This window comes from bacterium Unc6, assembly GCA_013626165.1.
Classification (GTDB): Bacteria; Omnitrophota; Gorgyraeia; order Velesiimonadales; family Velesiimonadaceae; genus Velesiimonas; species Velesiimonas alkalicola.
Genome location: NDHX01000001.1, coordinates 1 through 17,500 on the forward strand (window position 1 = coordinate 1; position 17,500 = coordinate 17,500).

A 17,500-nucleotide genomic window follows, 5' to 3' on the forward strand; every position below is an offset into this window, starting at 1 on the left:
CGCTTTGCTCGGGCAGGTGAGCTCTATCGTTGGGTGCCTATACCCCAGCCAGATATACAGGAGGCATTGAATGTTATTCTTAGTAGGATTTATGTTATTGATGGGTTTAGTGGATAGTCTCAACCCATTTACGATTACCGTTCAAATCTTATTACTCGGAACATTAAAAAATGTTAACAGAATTGCTATCTATATATCGGGCATCTTGGTTATTTATCTCGTGGGCGGTATTGCAATATTCACCGGTCTATCTACCATTTTTAACTATCTAATAGAGCAGTTCTTATCAATCCCAGAATTAGTTCTCTACAGCATTCAATTGATTTTGGGTGTCATTTTGGTTGTCTATGGGTTTATTGCGCTGCGAAAGAGTAACGAGTCAAAGCAATTGCCTAATAACCCTGGTGTTTCAACTTGGGCACTCATATCTCTTGGCGCGGGTGTAACACTTGTTGCTGATCTTCCAACCGCAATGCCATACTTTGCCTTCATTGCCAAGATGACTGAGATGAGAGTTGATATAATCATCGGAGTTACGTTTCTATTGGCATATAGCATCATCTATGTTCTTCCTCTAATCATTACTTGGGCGTTGTATCTGAAGTTTCAAGACAAAATTAAAAGCAGAATGGCATTCGTCGTAGCCAAAATGGAGAAGGTCAACAAATACATTATTGTAGGTTTTTGCGTCGTAGGAATTCTTCTCATCATAGACTCGGTGTTGTTTTATGTCGGTATCCCAATCAAGTGGTGATCCGATTACTTCCGAGTGCGGGGTGCAAATAGACGGGGATTGCCGCCCAACATTGCGTTGCACTGGACGGCTTCGCCGCCGGTGAACACCCTCGTTGGGCGGAAAGAAAACTATAATTGAGGAATACATATGAAGCATTTTCTCTTGTTTGTGAGCATCGTTATTTCCATTGTAAGCTCAATCGCTTTTGCTCAGACCTTGCCGGTGGAGGACATTATCAAGGATGCATCGCCATCTGTTGTAAAGATCGTTGTCTACGACATCACTGGAACCAAACGGGGAGAGGGCTCAGGTTTCTTCATTAGTCGCGGCAAAATTATTACTAACGCCCACGTCGTAGATGGTGCATATTCTGCCGAGGTGCACAGTTCTCTTAACTTGTATGAGCAAATCACGATTAACAAACGCGACGATGAGGTAGACTTGGCGCTTCTTACTGTAGAGGATGTTGGGGAGCCGACAATTGCCTTGGCAGATAGCATTGACCTACGCCCCGGGCAACGAGTTCTCGCGATTGTGAACCCCCCCTCGGTCTTAAGCGTACAGTCTCTGACGGTTTGATAAGCGCCGTGAGAGGCATTCCAGGTGATATACAACTTATTCAAATCTCTGCTCCCATTTCTCTAGGTAGTAGCGGAGACCTCTACTTAACCTACAAGGTTCAGTCATCGGAGTAACTTCTGCTAGCCTGTCCGAAGGACAAAATCTCAACTTTGCTGTCGGTATTGAAACGCTGAAGCAGTTCTTGCAAATGCCAGCAAAACTTGAGCCACTCAAGAAGGCGCAAACTCGTGTACTTTGGAGAACTATACTCAAATGGGTAATCAATATAGTTGTAGGAATTGTAGCTCTTGCTTTCGGGGGAGGCTGGTGGATTATTTTCATCGTCATTATGATTCTGACCTTTCTCTTCTACATTTTGAAAGGGTTGTGGGGATTGATAATCGCACCTTTCAGAAGAAAAAATAAATCCGAGACCTTGCTTGTCGATGAAGACCCCTACCTAACAACCTCTGAAGATATGCATACAAGACAGGCGCCTCTATTTACTGAAAAAAACGAGGACGCTGAGGATGAAGCTGATGGAGAAAACTTTTTCTACTTTCACTGTTGGAAGTGTGGAGAGATAGTTGAGGTCGACAAATCAGAAGGAGCCGATACGATAGAATGCAAAGGATGTGGTACGAGACTTGATATACCAAATGAATAGAACCGCCCAATACTAAAATTTGTGTTACCATATTTTATATTTCTTGCTCTTTTTACTATATTCTTCTGGGGAACCTATTGGTCGCAATAAAAATATCTATACAGGATAGGTTTTGTATCTTTCATAACAAAGTGTAATAAATGGTAAGTCATGAATAAACTTGATGGGCTTTCTCCTATCATATCCAAATTCCGGCTTTTTTAAAACATATAGAAATTCACCTATTTTTATCTTTTTAAGAGAAATTATTCCATCTATGTCATAGGTTGCCCTGTGGATTGCACATATGCTAACCGCCAAGCCTTCCATAAAAACAAATTTTATTTTTTGTTTTCTGCACGCCTTCAAGACCTTATTCATCACAGTAAATAAAATATTTTTTGTCACTATTTTAATGCTCCCATATTTTTTAGAATAACCTTATTTTTCTAAGGTGCTCTGCCTGCATCTTTTCAAGTCACCTGTCGCCCGGTTACCAGTCAGTTATTTTTCCTACCACTTTTCCCAGTGTAAAACCTCTTCAAGGGTCCTTTTGTGGGGATTCGGTGCTTCATCAGGATGACCAATCGGAATAAGTGAAATAAGTTTATATCCTTCCGGTACTTGTAATATTTTTCTTATTTCTTCTGCGTAGAACTTTTTATCACCTGCAACCCAGCAGGAGCCCAAATCTAATTCTGCTGATGCAAGTAAGATATTTTCTGTTGCAGCACACCCATCTTCAAGATAGTATTTTGTATCTTTACAAAAAATAGCAATACAGCAGGGTGCTCCTGAAATAAACTTACCATGGTCAGTTGTATCTGCTATCTGTTTTATTTTTTCAGGCACAGTAATAACTATAAACTCCCAAGGCTGGATGTTTATTGCAGTTGGAGCAAGCCGGGCACAGTCAATGATTTTTTTAATCTTTTCTTTTGAAACAGGGTCTTTTTTGAATTTTCTTACACTTTTTCTTTTTTTCAATATATCAAACATATTTCCTCCCTATTTTAGATAACTATAAAACTGGCGACAAACTACAAATAGAGTAAAAGTGGTTTATATTTTTTACCGAAGATATTTATTTTTATTTTTCTTTTATCTAAATTTTCATAGAACATCTTTATATCTATTTTTTCATCAGGAAGAAGTGTTTTTATTTTTTCTGCCCATTCAATTACGCATACACCATCACCATAAAAATACTCTTCTATTCCAAGACTTAAAATATCGGATGTTTTTTTAAGTCTATAAAGGTCTATATGATAAAGTGGAATTTTTCCCTCATATTCTCTTATAAGAACAAATGATGGGCTTATTACAAAATCTATATTTTTTATTCCCAATCCTTTTGCAATCCCTCTTGTAAGCGTTGTTTTTCCGGTTCCGAGTTCGCCAAAAAGTGCAATAATACTTCCATTTTGAAGGTTTTGCCCGAGTATTTTTCCAATGTCCTGCGTCTTTTTTACAGAAGTGCTTATAAACTGTCTTGAAAAAGATACCTCCATTATGCTCCGTATTTTTCAAGTTTTAATGCGTGGGCAAGCATAAGTGCCATAAGTTCCTGTGCCGGGATTTTCCCTATCCCGCCGGTTTTACACTGTTTTTCGCAAAAATGTGTTATGCCATCGGGTCTGCAGGTTTCTGAAAATAATATAACCGGGTTAGGATGCCAGGAATGTCCTCTTAATTTAGAGGGCGTGGAATGATCTCCTGTTATTACCAGCACATCCGGTTTTAATGCAAATATCCTCGGTATTATTTTATCAACCTCTTCTATTGCATGAACCTTTTTATCAAAATCTCCGTCTTCACCTGCTGAGTCTGTTTTTTTTATATGGACATAGAAAAAATCATATTTTTGGTAATTTTTCTCAAGACACAAAATCTCGTCTTCTATTGTCTCACCGTCGACAGAAAGTATATCCATACCAACAAGGTGTGCAAGTCCTTTGTACATCGGATATGTTGCAATTGCAGACGGTGTTAATTTAAAGAGTTTTTGCATATTCGGAATATCAGGACTTTTGGCAATTCCCCTTAACAAGAATGTATTGGCAGGATATTCATTTTTTAGGATATTATTCGCTGACTTTATAAACATATTGATCACTCTTGCAGATTTTTTTGATTCTTCATCCAGAGCCTCTATGTCATTGGCAGGGCGTCCTTCTTTCTGAGGGTCACTATCTGTAAGGTTTTCCCCAAGTTCTTCTCCATGAAGTACAACAACAAATCTATGTTCCTTGCCAGGTTTTATTATAACTTCAACATCTTCTATTCTTGAAATGTCTTTTTGAATCCTTGCACAAAGTGCAATATTTTTTTCAGTTGCAATCCTGCCTGCTCTTCTATCTGTGATAATTTTGTTTTTATCCATTGTTGCAAAGTTGCCCCTTGCAGCAAGTGAATTTTTATCAAGTGTAAGTCCTATCCCTAATCCCTCAAGAATCCCCCTTCCTATAAGATACTTCTGAGGGTCGTAGCCAAAAAGTGCAAGATGCCCCGGGCCTGACCCAGGTGTAATTCCACTTCCCACCGCATCAATCATTCCACATACACCTGAACCTGCTACCTTGTCTAGGTTGGGTGTATTCGCAAATTCAATCTCTGTTTTTCCGTCCTTGAACGGAATTCCACCGATTCCATCAAGAACAAGAAGAACAATTTTTGAGGGTGTTTTCTGAACCAATTCTAATAAAAACTCTGCTGTTATCATTTTTCCCCTTTTTTATAGAGTTAATTGTATAACTCTCACTTCATTTCACCATATTTTTAACATATTCAATAACTTTTTCCTGAACCTGCTGTGGATTGCCTTTCACAGTACAGCCTGAGGCGGCATTATGCCCTCCTCCACCAAATTTTTGGGCAATCTTATTTACATTTATCCTGCCTTTTGAGCGGAAACTTATCTTTGTTTTGCCATCTGTTTCTTCTCCAAAAAATATCGCAACTTTTGCACTGTTTATAGACCTTGCCTGATTGATAAAATCTTCTGTTTCTTCCAGGCAGGCACCAGATTTTTTTAGCATTTCCTGTGTTACCCAGAACCATACAATCTTTCCATCTTGTGTAGAAGAAAGGGTTGAAAGAGAAAGCCCAAGAAGTTTTATCTTTGAAAATGGATTTTTCTCATATATAAAAGAAAGCACTTCATCCTGTTTTAATCCGCACTTTAACATCTCTGCCACGGTTGTAAAACTTCTTTCAGTTGTATTTACAAACCTCAAACCTCCTGTATCTGTAATAATTGCCGTATATAGATACTTTACTTCTTTGATTGTTATAGGAAATTTAACGGTTTTTAAAAGTTCCCATATCATTTCACCCGTACTTGATGCACAAGGGTTTATCCAGTATATTCCGAAATTATCATTACTTATATGATGGTCAATATTTACAACCCTGATGTTGCCTGTTATATAAGACTCAACATTGCCAATCCTGAAAAGGTTTGAACTGTCAACTACAAGAAGAGTGTCAAAATTGGCATCCTGCGGAAGTTTGTTCTTGATTGTCCTCCAATAAGGTAAAAATCTATAATTAAAAGGAACAGGGTCTTCATTTACAATCCATACTTTTTTACCGATATGTTTTAAAAAACTTGCCATAGCAAGCTGACTTCCGATAGAATCTCCCTCAGGCCTTATATGGCTTGTCAGAAGAACAGATTTTGCTTTTCTTAAAACATCCAAAACCGTTTTTATAGAACCTCTTACATCTAATTTTTTTGACATATTTTTTTGGTTTAACACATATCTTTTTCTTTAATCTGTTGTAGTATCTTTTCTATTTTTATTGAATGGTCTAATGATTTATCAAGAACCAATGTTATCTCAGGTATAAATCTCAGCCTTACCTGTTGTCCGACCTTTTTTCTTATAAAAGGAAGCATCCCTTTAAGCAAAGAAAATCCCTCTTCCTTTTCCTTGCCCATTATACTTATAAATACCCTTGCAAACCTCAAATCGTTTGTGCATTCTACTCTTGTGACTGTTATAATTCCTGCTGAGGTATCCTTAAGCTCATTATGAATTATTGCACTTACAGACTCTCTTAAGACCTCTTCAACCCTTTGACATCTTATGCTTTTCATTGCAAACCCTTTCTGACCCAGTCTAACATCTGCTCTCTTGTCTTAATTTTACCATCTAAAAAAAGCGATTTTGCCAAACCAAATATTTTACCATATTCCGGACCAGGTTTTAAACCAAAACTTTTTAAGTCATCACCTGTTAAAGGAATACTGATATTTTTATAGATATTTACAAAATCAACAACCTTTTTTCTCTGTCTACTGTTGCACAATGCAAGGATAAGAAAAATTGCCTCCTTGGGAAGATTTACAAGCAAATCATAAATCTGATGAGGAAGGCGGGCACTTAAAATCTTTTTTGATACAACAGGCACATACTCTCTGCAATTGATAATAATGCTTGAGTCTTCTTTTGAAAATACAAACTTTTTTGTCACATCTGCAACATTTTTTTTTCTCATATACATCATCAATCCGGCCCAGTATAACCTCCATAATTTGATATCTGTTTTATCTATTATATTTAATACTTTTTGTAGTCTGTTCAATAACATTCTTGTTTTTCCCTTATATTTTAATGAAGGATGAATAAATGTAAGTTCATGAAGTTGATACATCCTGTCAATAGTCTTTACAGGTTCTTCTTCCTCAAAAATAAGTATAATCTCATCTCTTATTCTTTGATTCTCCAGTTTGCCTATAATCTGCATATTTACAGCACGTTCTATAAGTTGTCTTGTGTGGTTCTCTATCCTGAATCCTAATTTTTTTTCAAGTCGTACTGCCCTGAATATTCTTGTAGGGTCTTCAACAAAACTAAGTGAATGCAACACCTTTATCCTTTTTTTCTGTATATCCTCCCATCCCCCATAATAATCTATCAGGCTCTTGAATTCTTTCCCATCTATGCGGATAGCCATTGCATTGATTGTAAAGTCTCTTCTTGCAATGTCCTGATATAATGACGAAACCTTTACCTTTGGAAGTGCCGCAGGGTGCTCATAATATTCCTTTCTTGCAGTTGCAAAATCTATCTTTTCTCCTGATGGAAATAAAACTGTTGCTGTACCAAATGCTTTATGAAAAGTAATCTTTCCGTTCTTAATCCTTGAAATATGTTTTGCAAATTTTATGGCATTTCCTTCCACAACAAGGTCAATATCAAATTCTTTTCTTTTAAGGATTATATCCCTTACCATACCTCCTACTGCATATACCGGGATACTGTTTTGTCTTGCATATTCTCCGATTGTTTCAAGCAACATAAGTACATATCCCGGTATTTGTGTTTTTAGAAAACCTGCAACGGAAATCTCTTTAGGTGCTTTTCTTTTTTTATAAGAGGTAGTTTCAATAAGTCCTTTATGCAACGCCCCTAATACATCAGAACGGGTTACTATGCCTTCTATCTTTTTATTGCGCCCTACAAGAAGTCTTCCGGTATGGTGCAGTGCCATAAGATGTTGTATTTCAGAAACAGGTGTATTTGCTTTTATAAATACCGCTTTTCCGGACAAACAACCCTTTACAGGAATTTTACCAAGTCCGTGCCTGAATGCCTTATCCATATCAGAACGGTTCACTATTCCTACGGGAGTGCTATTTTTTATCACTGGAATCCCAGCCATACCAAGTCTAATCATAATTTTTCTTGCGCCACTTACGGTCTGATTTTCTGAAATTGTTTTTACAGGCATTGACATAATATCAGAGGCAACAACAGGTGGTCGGACACTGTTTTTAAGTAAATGTATAATCTTGCTATTTAACCTATCAAGAGATATATTTTTTATAGATGCACTTGCAGCCGTTGAATGTCCTCCTCCTCCGAGAAATCTTAAAATAAGCCCTACATCAACAGATGGATTGCTGCTTCTTCCTATGATTTCAATATTAGAAGGACTTGATATGATTACAAAAAGCGTATCAAAATTTTCTATTTCAAGAAGTTTATGTGTGAGCAGTGCGGCATCAGGTAAGCTCTTTTCAACCTGTACGGACGATATCGGAATCTGAATACCATTTATATTGTAAGGATGTGTAGAATGGAGCATCTTTGAAAGTATATTCAGTTCATATTCTGTAAGTTCTGTTCTTAAATATCTTGCAATCATACTTACATTTGCACCTTTTTCAAGCAGAAATGCACACGCTTTTATGTCAATAGGGGTTGTATTGGGAAATGTAAAAGAACCCGTATCCTCATATATACCCAATGCAAGTATTGTAGCCTCAAGAGGAACTATCTTTATGGCACTTTTTTTTATTTTTTCTACAAAATATGTAGTGGTAGAACCTGTATTTGAATGTATATCAACAGTGCCTCTTATATCTCCTTCCATTCTCTGGTGATGGTCGTATATGTGAATATCAACATTTGAATCTTCAATAAGATTTTTAAACTTACCAATCCTTTCGGGTCTTCTTGTCTCAACAATTATAAGCTTTTTAACATCTTTTAAGTCTACATCTTTTTCTTCAAGAATACCAAATCTGTCTTTTAAAAGTATCATAATATCTTTTACAGGTCTTTCCTGTGAACCGAGCAGCACAATACTTGCATCGGGATATATCTTATTTGCCCCTATACACGATGCAAGTGCATCAAAATCTGCATTTATATGCGTTGTTATAATTTGCATTTTCCTTATTATAACATATTTATTCTGAAATTCCGACAACATAAGAATAAAATACGAACCCATTCCCCTTTTTCTAAAGGGGTAGCAACGAAGTTGACGGGGTATTCAATAAGGGAGGGTGGGGGTGGATTATCTTTTCAATTTTCAATTTTGGGTACCCTTTGGGTGGGGGAAAACATCAAGGTTAAATGTTCTCTATCCTTATTCTGTAAGCGAGGGCGTTTGCTAACTTAAATATATCAGAAGGCAGTGTTTCAAATACTGGCATAATAAACAATCTGCAAGAGTATGTGCCGCCAAGGGGTGTGTTTCTATATAGATGTATAAAAAAATATCAGGCTATTATACTCATCATCTGTATCAATAACCTGTTTCATTGTATGGACACAAGTATCTGAACAGAATAACATACTCTTTGCTGTGTCAGTTACAAAAGCCCAGTCATTATTTATGAATATGTATTCTGTCGGATCCTCAACTGATATTCTCCTATCAATGGCACAGTCTGTAAGATTTCTGGTTATGGTTCTCGGTCTTTGAATACTTGATATAACACAAATTGGGAAAATATTATCTATTACCGGAACGGGAAAATCAAAACTTTTTTCTATTTCAAGAATAGGAATTTCCCAATACAGCCTGTATGTAATCTTTTTTTATGTTATGTTTTAAATTTTATTCATATTTTCCCCACCGTTTTTAAAAACTCTGTTTCAGAAATTATTTTTAAACCCAATTTTTCAGCCTTTTGCTTTTTTGAGCCCGGTTCTTTTCCTGCAACAACATAACTTATATTTTTTGAAATACCGGATGAAACCCTGCCGCCGAGGCTTAGGACAAGTCTTTCTGCCTCAATCCGTGATAAGGATTTTAATATCCCTGTAAATACAAACCTTTTTCCTTCAAGAATGCTTTTTGAGATCTTTTCCATACAAGGATTTATACCTGCACTCTTTAACTTTTCTAAAATCTGCTTTGTTTCAGCAGAAGAGAAAAACCTGTGTATAGAAGCAGCCATAACAGGACCTATATTTTCTGTATCTGCAAGTTTTTCTTCTTTTGTCCTGGCAATATTATCAAGTGTTCTATATTCCATAGCAAGAACCTCTGCACTTCTTGAACCCACATATCTTATGCCGAGACCGTTTATAAGATTGGAAAGAGACCTTTGCTTGCTTTTTTCTATTGCATTAAAAAGATTCTGTGCAGACTTTTCCCCCATCCGTTCAAGTTCTGCTATAGCCTGTTTTTTAAGATAATAAATATCTGCATAGGACTGGACAAGTCTTTTATCAACAAGTTGAGAGATCAACACCTCACCTAATCCTTCTATATCCATACACGAACGGGATGCAAAATGTTTTATGCTTTCTTTTAATTGTGCAGGGCAGGACGGATTTTCGCACCTTACGGCAACCTCTGTCCTTTCTCTTATAACATTGCTTTTACATACAGGACACCTGTCAGGCATCTTAAATTGCTGTTCCTCGCCTGTCCTTTTTTCTTTTACAACCTCAATAACCTGAGGGATTATCTCTCCTGCCTTTTCAACAATAACAGTGTCTTTAATCTTTATATCTTTTCTTGCTATCTCATCCTCGTTGTGGAGAGTTGCCCTGCTTACCTGTGTTCCTGAAAGATAAACCGGTTTTAGTATTCCAACAGGAGTAAGAACCCCTGTTCTTCCCACACTTATTATAATATCTTCAAGTATTGTCTGTGCCCTTTCCGGCTGGTATTTATATGCAACCATCCAGCGAGGAGATTTTGCAGTTGTCCCGAGAAGTTCGTGATACTTGAAAAGATTTACTTTTATAACCATTCCATCTGTATTAAACTCAAGGTGCCTTCTTTTGGTTTTCCAATCATTACAGAATTTGATAACCTCTTCTATATCTTCACACACCCTTCTTACAGGATTTATGGGTATTCCCCATTTTTCATATAAACTATATAGATGGTTCTGTGTGTCTGCTTTTAGATTGTGCGAATAACCTACACCCCATGCATAAAATTTAAGATGTCTTTTCGCAACAATACTTGAATCAAGAAGACTTAATGAACCCCCCGCCGCATTTCTTGGGTTTGCAAATTGTTCAAGCCCCTTCTCTTCAAGTTCTTTGTTAATTTTAACAAAATCCTTTTTATCTATATAGACCTCTCCTCTAACATCAATCTCATCGGCAACATCTTTTCCCTGCAATACAAGAGGAATACTTCTTATTGTCCGAAGGTTTTTTGTAATATCGTTCCCCACTGTGCCGTCTCCTCTTGTTGAGCCTCTTATAAAACTACTATTTTCGTACATAATAGAGACAGAAATACCATCTATCTTTGCTTCAACTATATAAGACACCGAGGTCGCACCTGATATCCCAAGTATCTTTTTTACTCTTTTATCAAAAGCAACAACCTCCTCAGATGAATATGTGTTACTTATACTCAATACAGGGAACTTATGCTTAATCTTTACAAACTCTTCAAGAGGCACACCCCCCACACGCACTGTCGGTGAGTTGGGTGTTTTAAGGTTTGGATTTTGTTCTTCTATTTTTTTTAATTTTTCAAAATACTTATCATATTCAAAATCTGTAAGAACAGGACTATTATGTGTGTAGTATGTAATATCTGCAAGGTTTATTATGGACCGTAAAAGTTCTATATTCTCTGGCAAATGGGATATATCCTGCTCTTGCGCGCAGGGGCTGGATGCACCTTGAAGGTTTTTTTTAATCTTTATTATTTCTTCTTTTATCTGCTGTGGTGTATTCATAACAAAAATAGGGGGAGGTGTTTTTCCTATCTACTACCTACTACCTCCTACCTCCTATCTCCTACCTACTATTTTTTCTCATCTTCCTTCTGCCAATCTTGATGCAAGTATTGGATGAAGCCCCGCATTATAAATCTTTTTTTGCGCCAACGACACATTGTATTCTACTCTTTTTATTTCAACAATATCTTTTTTTGAATCATATATAACATAGCATGCCCTTGGATCTCCGTCTCTGGGCTGTCCCACGCTTCCGACACTTACAATCTGTTTAACAAGGGGTGAATATTCTGTTTTCCAGTTATAAGAATATTCAACAGGACCTTCAATTGTTTTTTGAAATATCATAGGAATATGTATATGCCCTATAAAACATAACGGAGTTGTCATCAACTGAAGTGTTTTTTCTGCCACACTTGCATTGAACATATAATCAAATCTTTCAGGTGCATCAAGCGTTGAATGAACAAGAACAAACCTTTTCTCCTGAACAATAAGAGGAAAAGAACGAAGGTAAAAACAGTCTGATTCAGATAAAAGATAACAGGTCCATTCTATGGCTTCTTTTGCAACTGTATTAAAATAGTCAAGGTCTACAAGTCCCACACATCCCCAATCATGGTTACCGCATACAATGGTCGGTTCAAGTTCTTTTACTATCTTAATGCACTTTTCAGGATCTGCTCCATATCCAACTATATCACCCACACACACATATCTATCTACCGATTCTAGACTGCATGCATTAAGAACAGCCTCTAGCGCTTCTAAATTACTATGTATATCACCCAATATCGCGTATTTCAATTTCTATTTCTTTTCGTCTTGTCTTTGGCCTTTTTTTTAAAAAATACTTTTGCATTCAAAACCTGATCTGGAATATTGACATATCTCCTGTCGCCTCCTGCCACCGAATATCTTCATTTACTATATAATTGCCTAAATGACTTTTCCTTATGTTTGAAAGAAATCTTTCTAATGCTGACTTTTCGCCCTCGGCAACTATCTCAACATTTCCATCGGGAAGGTTTTTCACATACCCGGCAATATCATAACTTTTTACAATGTATTTTACAGTATATCTAAAACCTACTCCCTGAACTTCTCCTGAATATATAACACAAACCCTTTCCTTCATACACTTTTATTATAATATTTTATTTGTATAAAATCCATCGTTTTATAATTTTTTGTTTTTTTTAAGGTGTGATAACAAAAATTTAAGAGAAAAAGTCTTGACCCGGTTAGAAATTCATGATAAAATTTCTGAACAGGGTTGACAAAATATTACTTCAAATAATATTATAAAAACCAGTGGAATACCCAATTTAAGTTTATTAACAAAAACATACTACACAAAGAGGGTTATTATGAAAATTACAGAGAAGGAACTGGGGAAACTGGACAGGGAGTTTGCCGGCTATCTTGAAGGGAAAAGGGTTGATGAATTTTTTGGTGAGTTTAACATTCTGTTTGCTGCCGGACACTGGTGTGCCGGAGACTTCCTGGACCGTTTTGCCGGCAAGGGTTACAACCCGGAATTGAAGTCAGATATTGTCAGTCAAATGGAGCGTGTGGCAGCTGCCGGTATCCAGGGCATTGAATTTCACGAAAACATCTTTACAGATGAAAAACGTCGGAAGGTCAACAGCCGCATAAATGAAGTAAAAAAGGCTTTAAGAAAACTAAAACTGACGCCCACCAACATGAACACCAATCTCTGGACAGATCCTTACTGGAAATTTGGGGGCCTGACCAATCCGGATAAAGGAATCCGTAAAGAGGCAATCGCCGTAACGCTTCAGGGCGCAGAAATTGCCAGGGAGGTAGGGTGTTCATCCGTTGCGCTCTGGCCTGGTTCTGACGGCTGGGATTACAACTTTGAAGTAAATTACGGCACTCTTCTGGAGCGTTTTCTGGATGGCTGCTGCGAGATAAACAAAAAGGCAAAGAACTTAGGTTTGCGCTTTGGAGTTGAGGCCAAGATGAAAGAGCCAAGAGAAGGCCATATGATAGTCCCGACGACGCACTGCGCCATTCTGGTTGCAAAAAAGGTCAACAAAATCTGCGGCGGCACCAATATGGGCGTTGCGGTAGATTACGGTCATGAGATGATGAACGGCCTTGAACCCGCCTTCAGCCTGTACCTGGCGAAGGAGTTTGATGTTCCGGTAGTCAACTTCCACATCAACGCGGCCAAGTGGCGGTCAAACGACGAGGACCGGGTGGCCGGCACCTCAAACCTCTGGGAATTGGTTGACTTTTGTTATGCGGCTTTGGACACAGGATATTCCGGCTGGTTCGGCGAGGACCAATTTACATACCGTATGGAGCCGGTCAGGGCAATGTCCCTTTCCAGGGAATTTTTCGCCAATACAATGAAGAAGGCGTTGCTCATCTGGAAAGATAAGACAAAACTTATAGAAGCCCAGAAAACCGGCGACGCCGGAAAAACGCTTGAGGTCGTGAAGAAAGTCATGTTCTAAAAATAAAATGGCAACTGTAAAAAAATATAGTTTGGGTCTTGACTTTGGGACCAACTCTGTACGGGCACTTATCGTTGAACTTTCAAAAGGGAAAGAAGTGGCAGACTGCGCTTGGAATTACAGGCACGGAAAAGACGGCGTAATAACCTCCCCTGGCAATCCACATCTGGCGCGTCAGGGACAGGCATAGCAGTGCGATTCATCGCACTAAACAATGTCACGTAGTCGCATAAATGCGACCGCTATACCGCTTCCATACAAAGTTTACTGGGGATTTATAAGAAATTACTTAAATTCAACCTTTTTTCAACCTATTTAGATGTCCTGACAATAATATCAATCTGACCTCTTGTTTGATTGCTTTTAGTATTCATCCATAGTAACATCTTCTTCTTGTAAAGGGAATTATACAATCGGCTCTAATGGTTCGGACACATCGGTAGTCTCTATTTGGGATAATAGTTTACGGTATACAAAAGCCATCGCAACCATTGTTGCAGGAATGGTAGCAAACAAACCAATCAAAAGACAAAGCGCGCCAAATAGATTGATACCCAGAAGCATTAAGAAAAAGACAAATAAATCCCATTTAACTTTTCTTGTAATAACCCAACTCCTTTTGAGGGACTCTATTGGACCGGCTTTTTTATCAACGATAAAGTACTCAAAGAAGCAAAATTTGATAAGCAAAATAATTCCTGGAATAATCAGCAAGAGTGTCCCGCCAAGTACAATCAGGAAATAAAAAATCCCGGCAAACATATAATCAAAAAACAAATGACACTGGGAGAAAAGATCAGTAAATCTGCCTTTTTCATTATCACAGAATCTTAAAGCGATTTTAACTAATCCTATTGAAATTATTATTGTTAAAACAAAATCAGCAATGTGAAAAATAATCCCAAGAAAAACATTTACTTTCTTCACCATCTCCGCAATAACACCAGGAACGATAAGGAGCAAGCCCAAAACTATCAAAAGACCGATGAAAAAACCGAAGTTGCTTTTCATTGTATTCCATCCAAAGCGTATTGCTTCACCTTTAGAAAACTTTTTTGTTGTCATATTTTCTCCTGATATAATCTTCGCCCTATATAAATGAATTGCTTAATAATGTATTAAAATAATTTGTAACTATTCAGCCCCATAATAATGTTAGCATAATAGTTTAGTTTCTCCAAAAGCTAGGTTCAATATACCACATTTCATTAAACCTGTCAAGCACAATTTTTGGAAAAACTTACCTGTTACATGATAGCACACAAAAGCAACATTGTCAGGGGCCGGCGCGTGCCGGAATAAAAGGATTCCCCTTGAAGACAGCTTGAATAGCATTGATGACAGGAAAGGAGTTCTTCCTGATTCTGGAGATGTATCCCCTGATACGGCAGAAAATATCTGCTCCTTAAGTACTGCGAAAGGTTCCTGAGATTTTCTGCTGAACCTTCACCATCCGGATATCCCTTTCGGCCTGATTGTTGTCAAACGGAACACTGAAATCGTACATAAAGGCCAGCGTCTCCCGACGATGCTTCTTCAGGCGATCCAGCAGGTTTTTCGCCAGATACAATAGGATATTCCCCATGCTCTATTTCTTCAATATCAGCCAAAAAATCATATATTATATCCAGGTCATCTGTTTGAATTTTGCTACCTGGTTCCACATTTTTCTTTACAAATTTATTGACAGTATCTGTATCAAGTTTCTTTACCACCTTTATCTTTGCAAAGCCCGCATTCCTTTTTTCTATATCTATAAGACACAGCCACAAGAACCTTGGACCTAGTGGTTTCTTTTGCTTGTTTTTTTCCCCTCATCGCTGCTACCGAAACAGGCATCATCAAGTTCTACAATACCTCCAAGCTTATATTGATTATTTCGTTCATATCTACAATTTTTACATTGACATAGAAAACGATTGCTATAAAAACCATACTTTTGGCTATTGTATCTTGGGTAGATAAACCCATCGGCCATCGCAAATTAAACAGATGCTCAATATACATTCTTTGTGGGAAAGCGTTGGTGAAACTCAAACAATGACATCTCTGCTCTTTGAACCATGTTTGTAATCTCTTGAATGGATTCTATTATTACCATTACCATAGTAATATGTTTGCGGAGTTAACTCAATAATCATTAAGAATTATGAAACCGGGATCAAAATTCCTGATGAGGAGATGAAAAATCTAAATCTCCGCAATGGAATTACACAATTGTCCCAAGAAAAAAATGATGAATTTGACAAGGTTGTTATTGTCAGGTATAATTTATAAAAAGAGTAAACGATGGATTCTACGAAAAACAGAAAGAAACATAAAAGGCAGGTAAAAAATAAACCCGTGGTGGAAGAGTGGGGAAAAAAAGTTAAATATAAAATATCATAATATAAATCCTGAACGGAACTATACCATCTATCCAAGGTCAACTTCAAAGCGATCAGTAAAGGATAAAAAGTAAACTTTATTTTTCGGTGGCTTCTTAGTTTAGATTTCTAATTTCTAATTGACCTAAAAAATATTAAATGACAAAATGACTAATGGTAAAAAAAGAGTTTAATCTAAATCTTTAATGCAGTTATTCGCAAAATGAAGTGATTTGGTCATTAGGCATTTAAACATTGGCCATTGATTAGAAATTAGGTTAATTAAACATTCAAGACAAGGAATATTTGGGTAAACTTTAAGGAACAGTGCCTGTAAATACCCCGTCCCTTTCCCTTTATGGAATGGGAATTAGGAGAAAAATAATGTTAAAACTTATAAAGATAAATTTTAAAAACGATACTAAATATCAACATCTTTTCGGCGGAAATTCGGATACCGTTAAAATGAAATCAGGTCTTGTTATACTCAAACCCGGGAAAAATGTTGGCGAACATATTACAGAAAACAAAGAAGAGGCAATTATTGTATTAAGCGGAAGGGCTGAGATTATAAACAACGGCTCTACGATAGAAGCACAAAAAAATAGTATTGTGTATATCCCCCCTGAAACCTCTCACAATGTCAAAAATATTGGTAAAAGCCTGTTAAGGTATGTATATGTTGTGTGTTCCTTATAAAGAATTACAAAAACAGGGAAAGGCACATTGTAATGAAAGATTATCCTCCCATACAACATTCAATGTAGGTGGCAGGACAGATTTATGGATAGAACCTTTCAATATAGAATGTCTTTCTAAAATCATTGATTATTCTTTTTTAAAACATATACCTTTTAAAATCATAGGTTCAGGAAGTAATGTTTTGTGCCCCGATTTAAGATACAAGGGGATTGTTATAAGTTTAAAAAAAGAAGCATTCTGTTCCTTTAATATAAATAACAAGACTGTTAGGGCAGGCGCAGGGCTGCTATTATCAAGATTTATACAGATGTGCCAGAAAAACAGTTTATCAGGACTTGAGAAACTTTATGGAATTCCGGGAACAATCGGCGGGGCAATAACCGGAAATTCAGGTGCTTTTGGTTCATCCATATCTGATTGTCTGTTAGATGTAGATATATTAAAAGATGGCAGGGTTAAACCCACACAAAGATTTCAATTCTTTTACAGGAATAGTAGCTTAAAAAATACAATAATAATTTCTGCAAGGTTTAAAATGAAATCTTC

The 17,500-nt window shown here is 37.0% G+C and carries 19 protein-coding genes (1 of these 19 cut by a window edge); 7 read left to right on the forward strand and 12 right to left on the reverse strand.

Going from position 1 to position 17,500, the window contains the following annotated elements; all coding sequences use genetic code 11:
- The first annotated feature begins 70 nt into the window (after window positions 1–70).
- From B9J78_00005 to B9J78_00015, 3 genes are all read left to right on the forward strand, one after another.
- Entirely contained in the window at window positions 71–754 is a 684-nt protein-coding gene (locus B9J78_00005) for a hypothetical protein (GenBank protein MBA2123328.1), read from the forward strand.
- 129 nt (window positions 755–883) lie between these two features.
- Window positions 884–1,315, forward strand: coding sequence for a hypothetical protein (locus B9J78_00010; protein MBA2123329.1), 432 nt, complete (start codon window positions 884–886; stop codon window positions 1,313–1,315).
- A 190-nt stretch (window positions 1,316–1,505) separates the two neighbouring features.
- Window positions 1,506–1,964: a hypothetical protein gene (locus B9J78_00015; GenBank protein MBA2123330.1), complete on the forward strand. Its 459-nt coding sequence runs from the start codon at window positions 1,506–1,508 to the stop codon at window positions 1,962–1,964.
- 96 nt (window positions 1,965–2,060) lie between these two features.
- Here B9J78_00015 and B9J78_00020 read toward each other — a convergent pair whose 3' ends face one another.
- From B9J78_00020 to B9J78_00065, 10 genes are all read right to left on the reverse strand, one after another.
- Window positions 2,061–2,351 carry a hypothetical protein gene (locus B9J78_00020; protein MBA2123331.1) on the reverse strand — a complete coding sequence of 97 codons (291 nt, stop codon included), beginning with the start codon at window positions 2,349–2,351 and terminating at the stop codon, window positions 2,061–2,063.
- Window positions 2,352–2,456: 105 nt separating this feature from the next.
- The gene (locus B9J78_00025) at window positions 2,457–2,942 is read right to left on the reverse strand and encodes a nitroreductase family protein (protein MBA2123332.1); all 486 of its coding nucleotides are present in this window, start codon (window positions 2,940–2,942) and stop codon (window positions 2,457–2,459) included.
- A gap of 41 nt (window positions 2,943–2,983) precedes the next feature.
- Window positions 2,984–3,454 (reverse strand): tRNA (adenosine(37)-N6)-threonylcarbamoyltransferase complex ATPase subunit type 1 TsaE, encoded by a 471-nt coding sequence (locus B9J78_00030; protein ID MBA2123333.1) that lies wholly within the window; start codon window positions 3,452–3,454, stop codon window positions 2,984–2,986.
- Entirely contained in the window at window positions 3,454–4,665 is a 1,212-nt protein-coding gene (locus B9J78_00035; protein MBA2123334.1) for a phosphoglycerate mutase, read from the reverse strand. The genes B9J78_00030 and B9J78_00035 overlap by 1 nt, the downstream gene beginning before the upstream one ends.
- Window positions 4,666–4,705: 40 nt before the next feature.
- A complete protein-coding gene (locus tag B9J78_00040) occupies window positions 4,706–5,704 on the reverse strand; it encodes a hypothetical protein (GenBank protein ID MBA2123335.1) in 999 nt (332 codons plus the stop codon).
- Window positions 5,698–6,045: a ribosome-binding factor A gene (locus B9J78_00045; protein MBA2123336.1), complete on the reverse strand. Its 348-nt coding sequence runs from the start codon at window positions 6,043–6,045 to the stop codon at window positions 5,698–5,700. The genes B9J78_00040 and B9J78_00045 overlap by 7 nt, the downstream gene beginning before the upstream one ends.
- Window positions 6,042–8,690 (reverse strand): hypothetical protein, encoded by a 2,649-nt coding sequence (locus B9J78_00050; protein MBA2123337.1) that lies wholly within the window; start codon window positions 8,688–8,690, stop codon window positions 6,042–6,044. Before B9J78_00050 ends, B9J78_00045 begins: the two co-directional genes overlap by 4 nt.
- Window positions 8,691–9,306: 616 nt before the next feature.
- Complete coding sequence (locus B9J78_00055; GenBank protein ID MBA2123338.1) at window positions 9,307–11,400, reverse strand: hypothetical protein; 2,094 nt, start codon at window positions 11,398–11,400, stop codon at window positions 9,307–9,309.
- Window positions 11,401–11,478: 78 nt separating this feature from the next.
- Window positions 11,479–12,207, reverse strand: a complete 729-nt coding sequence (locus B9J78_00060; protein MBA2123339.1) for a hypothetical protein — start codon at window positions 12,205–12,207, stop codon at window positions 11,479–11,481.
- A gap of 55 nt (window positions 12,208–12,262) precedes the next feature.
- On the reverse strand, window positions 12,263–12,538 hold the full coding sequence (locus B9J78_00065) for a hypothetical protein (protein MBA2123340.1): 276 nt from the start codon (window positions 12,536–12,538) through the stop codon (window positions 12,263–12,265).
- A 232-nt stretch (window positions 12,539–12,770) separates the two neighbouring features.
- Between B9J78_00065 and B9J78_00070 the strand changes: the two genes are divergently transcribed.
- Complete coding sequence (locus B9J78_00070) at window positions 12,771–13,886, forward strand: sugar isomerase (protein MBA2123341.1); 1,116 nt, start codon at window positions 12,771–12,773, stop codon at window positions 13,884–13,886.
- A gap of 7 nt (window positions 13,887–13,893) precedes the next feature.
- Entirely contained in the window at window positions 13,894–14,076 is a 183-nt protein-coding gene (locus tag B9J78_00075) for a hypothetical protein (GenBank protein MBA2123342.1), read from the forward strand.
- Window positions 14,077–14,291: 215 nt separating this feature from the next.
- On the opposite strand, the gene B9J78_00080 is transcribed toward B9J78_00075, so the two are convergent.
- Both B9J78_00080 and B9J78_00085 read right to left on the reverse strand, forming a co-directional pair.
- Window positions 14,292–14,951 carry a hypothetical protein gene (locus B9J78_00080; protein ID MBA2123343.1) on the reverse strand — a complete coding sequence of 220 codons (660 nt, stop codon included), beginning with the start codon at window positions 14,949–14,951 and terminating at the stop codon, window positions 14,292–14,294.
- Window positions 14,952–15,291: 340 nt separating this feature from the next.
- On the reverse strand, window positions 15,292–15,471 hold the full coding sequence (locus B9J78_00085; protein ID MBA2123344.1) for a hypothetical protein: 180 nt from the start codon (window positions 15,469–15,471) through the stop codon (window positions 15,292–15,294).
- 1,108 nt (window positions 15,472–16,579) lie between these two features.
- Between B9J78_00085 and B9J78_00090 the strand changes: the two genes are divergently transcribed.
- Both B9J78_00090 and B9J78_00095 read left to right on the forward strand, forming a co-directional pair.
- A complete protein-coding gene (locus B9J78_00090) occupies window positions 16,580–16,951 on the forward strand; it encodes a hypothetical protein (protein MBA2123345.1) in 372 nt (123 codons plus the stop codon).
- Window positions 16,926–17,500 carry the 5' portion of a UDP-N-acetylenolpyruvoylglucosamine reductase gene (locus B9J78_00095; protein MBA2123346.1) on the forward strand. Its footprint extends 316 nt past the window's final position, so the window shows 575 of its 891 coding nt (coding positions 1–575); it begins with the start codon at window positions 16,926–16,928; its stop codon lies beyond the right edge, outside the window. Before B9J78_00090 ends, B9J78_00095 begins: the two co-directional genes overlap by 26 nt.

Coding starts and splice junctions, on each gene's coding strand:
- B9J78_00045 (MBA2123336.1), bottom strand. CDS start 6,045: ATGAAAAGCATAAGATGTCAAAGGGTTGAAGAGGTCTTAAGAGAGTCT.
- B9J78_00005 (MBA2123328.1), top strand. CDS start 71: ATGTTATTCTTAGTAGGATTTATGTTATTGATGGGTTTAGTGGATAGT.
- B9J78_00055 (MBA2123338.1), bottom strand. CDS start 11,400: ATGAATACACCACAGCAGATAAAAGAAGAAATAATAAAGATTAAAAAA.
- B9J78_00075 (MBA2123342.1), top strand. CDS start 13,894: ATGGCAACTGTAAAAAAATATAGTTTGGGTCTTGACTTTGGGACCAAC.
- B9J78_00030 (MBA2123333.1), bottom strand. CDS start 3,454: ATGGAGGTATCTTTTTCAAGACAGTTTATAAGCACTTCTGTAAAAAAG.
- B9J78_00025 (MBA2123332.1), bottom strand. CDS start 2,942: ATGTTTGATATATTGAAAAAAAGAAAAAGTGTAAGAAAATTCAAAAAA.
- B9J78_00070 (MBA2123341.1), top strand. CDS start 12,771: ATGAAAATTACAGAGAAGGAACTGGGGAAACTGGACAGGGAGTTTGCC.
- B9J78_00015 (MBA2123330.1), top strand. CDS start 1,506: ATGCCAGCAAAACTTGAGCCACTCAAGAAGGCGCAAACTCGTGTACTT.
- B9J78_00065 (MBA2123340.1), bottom strand. CDS start 12,538: ATGAAGGAAAGGGTTTGTGTTATATATTCAGGAGAAGTTCAGGGAGTA.
- B9J78_00050 (MBA2123337.1), bottom strand. CDS start 8,690: ATGGGTTCGTATTTTATTCTTATGTTGTCGGAATTTCAGAATAAATAT.
- B9J78_00010 (MBA2123329.1), top strand. CDS start 884: ATGAAGCATTTTCTCTTGTTTGTGAGCATCGTTATTTCCATTGTAAGC.
- B9J78_00085 (MBA2123344.1), bottom strand. CDS start 15,471: ATGGGGAATATCCTATTGTATCTGGCGAAAAACCTGCTGGATCGCCTG.
- B9J78_00035 (MBA2123334.1), bottom strand. CDS start 4,665: ATGATAACAGCAGAGTTTTTATTAGAATTGGTTCAGAAAACACCCTCA.
- B9J78_00080 (MBA2123343.1), bottom strand. CDS start 14,951: ATGACAACAAAAAAGTTTTCTAAAGGTGAAGCAATACGCTTTGGATGG.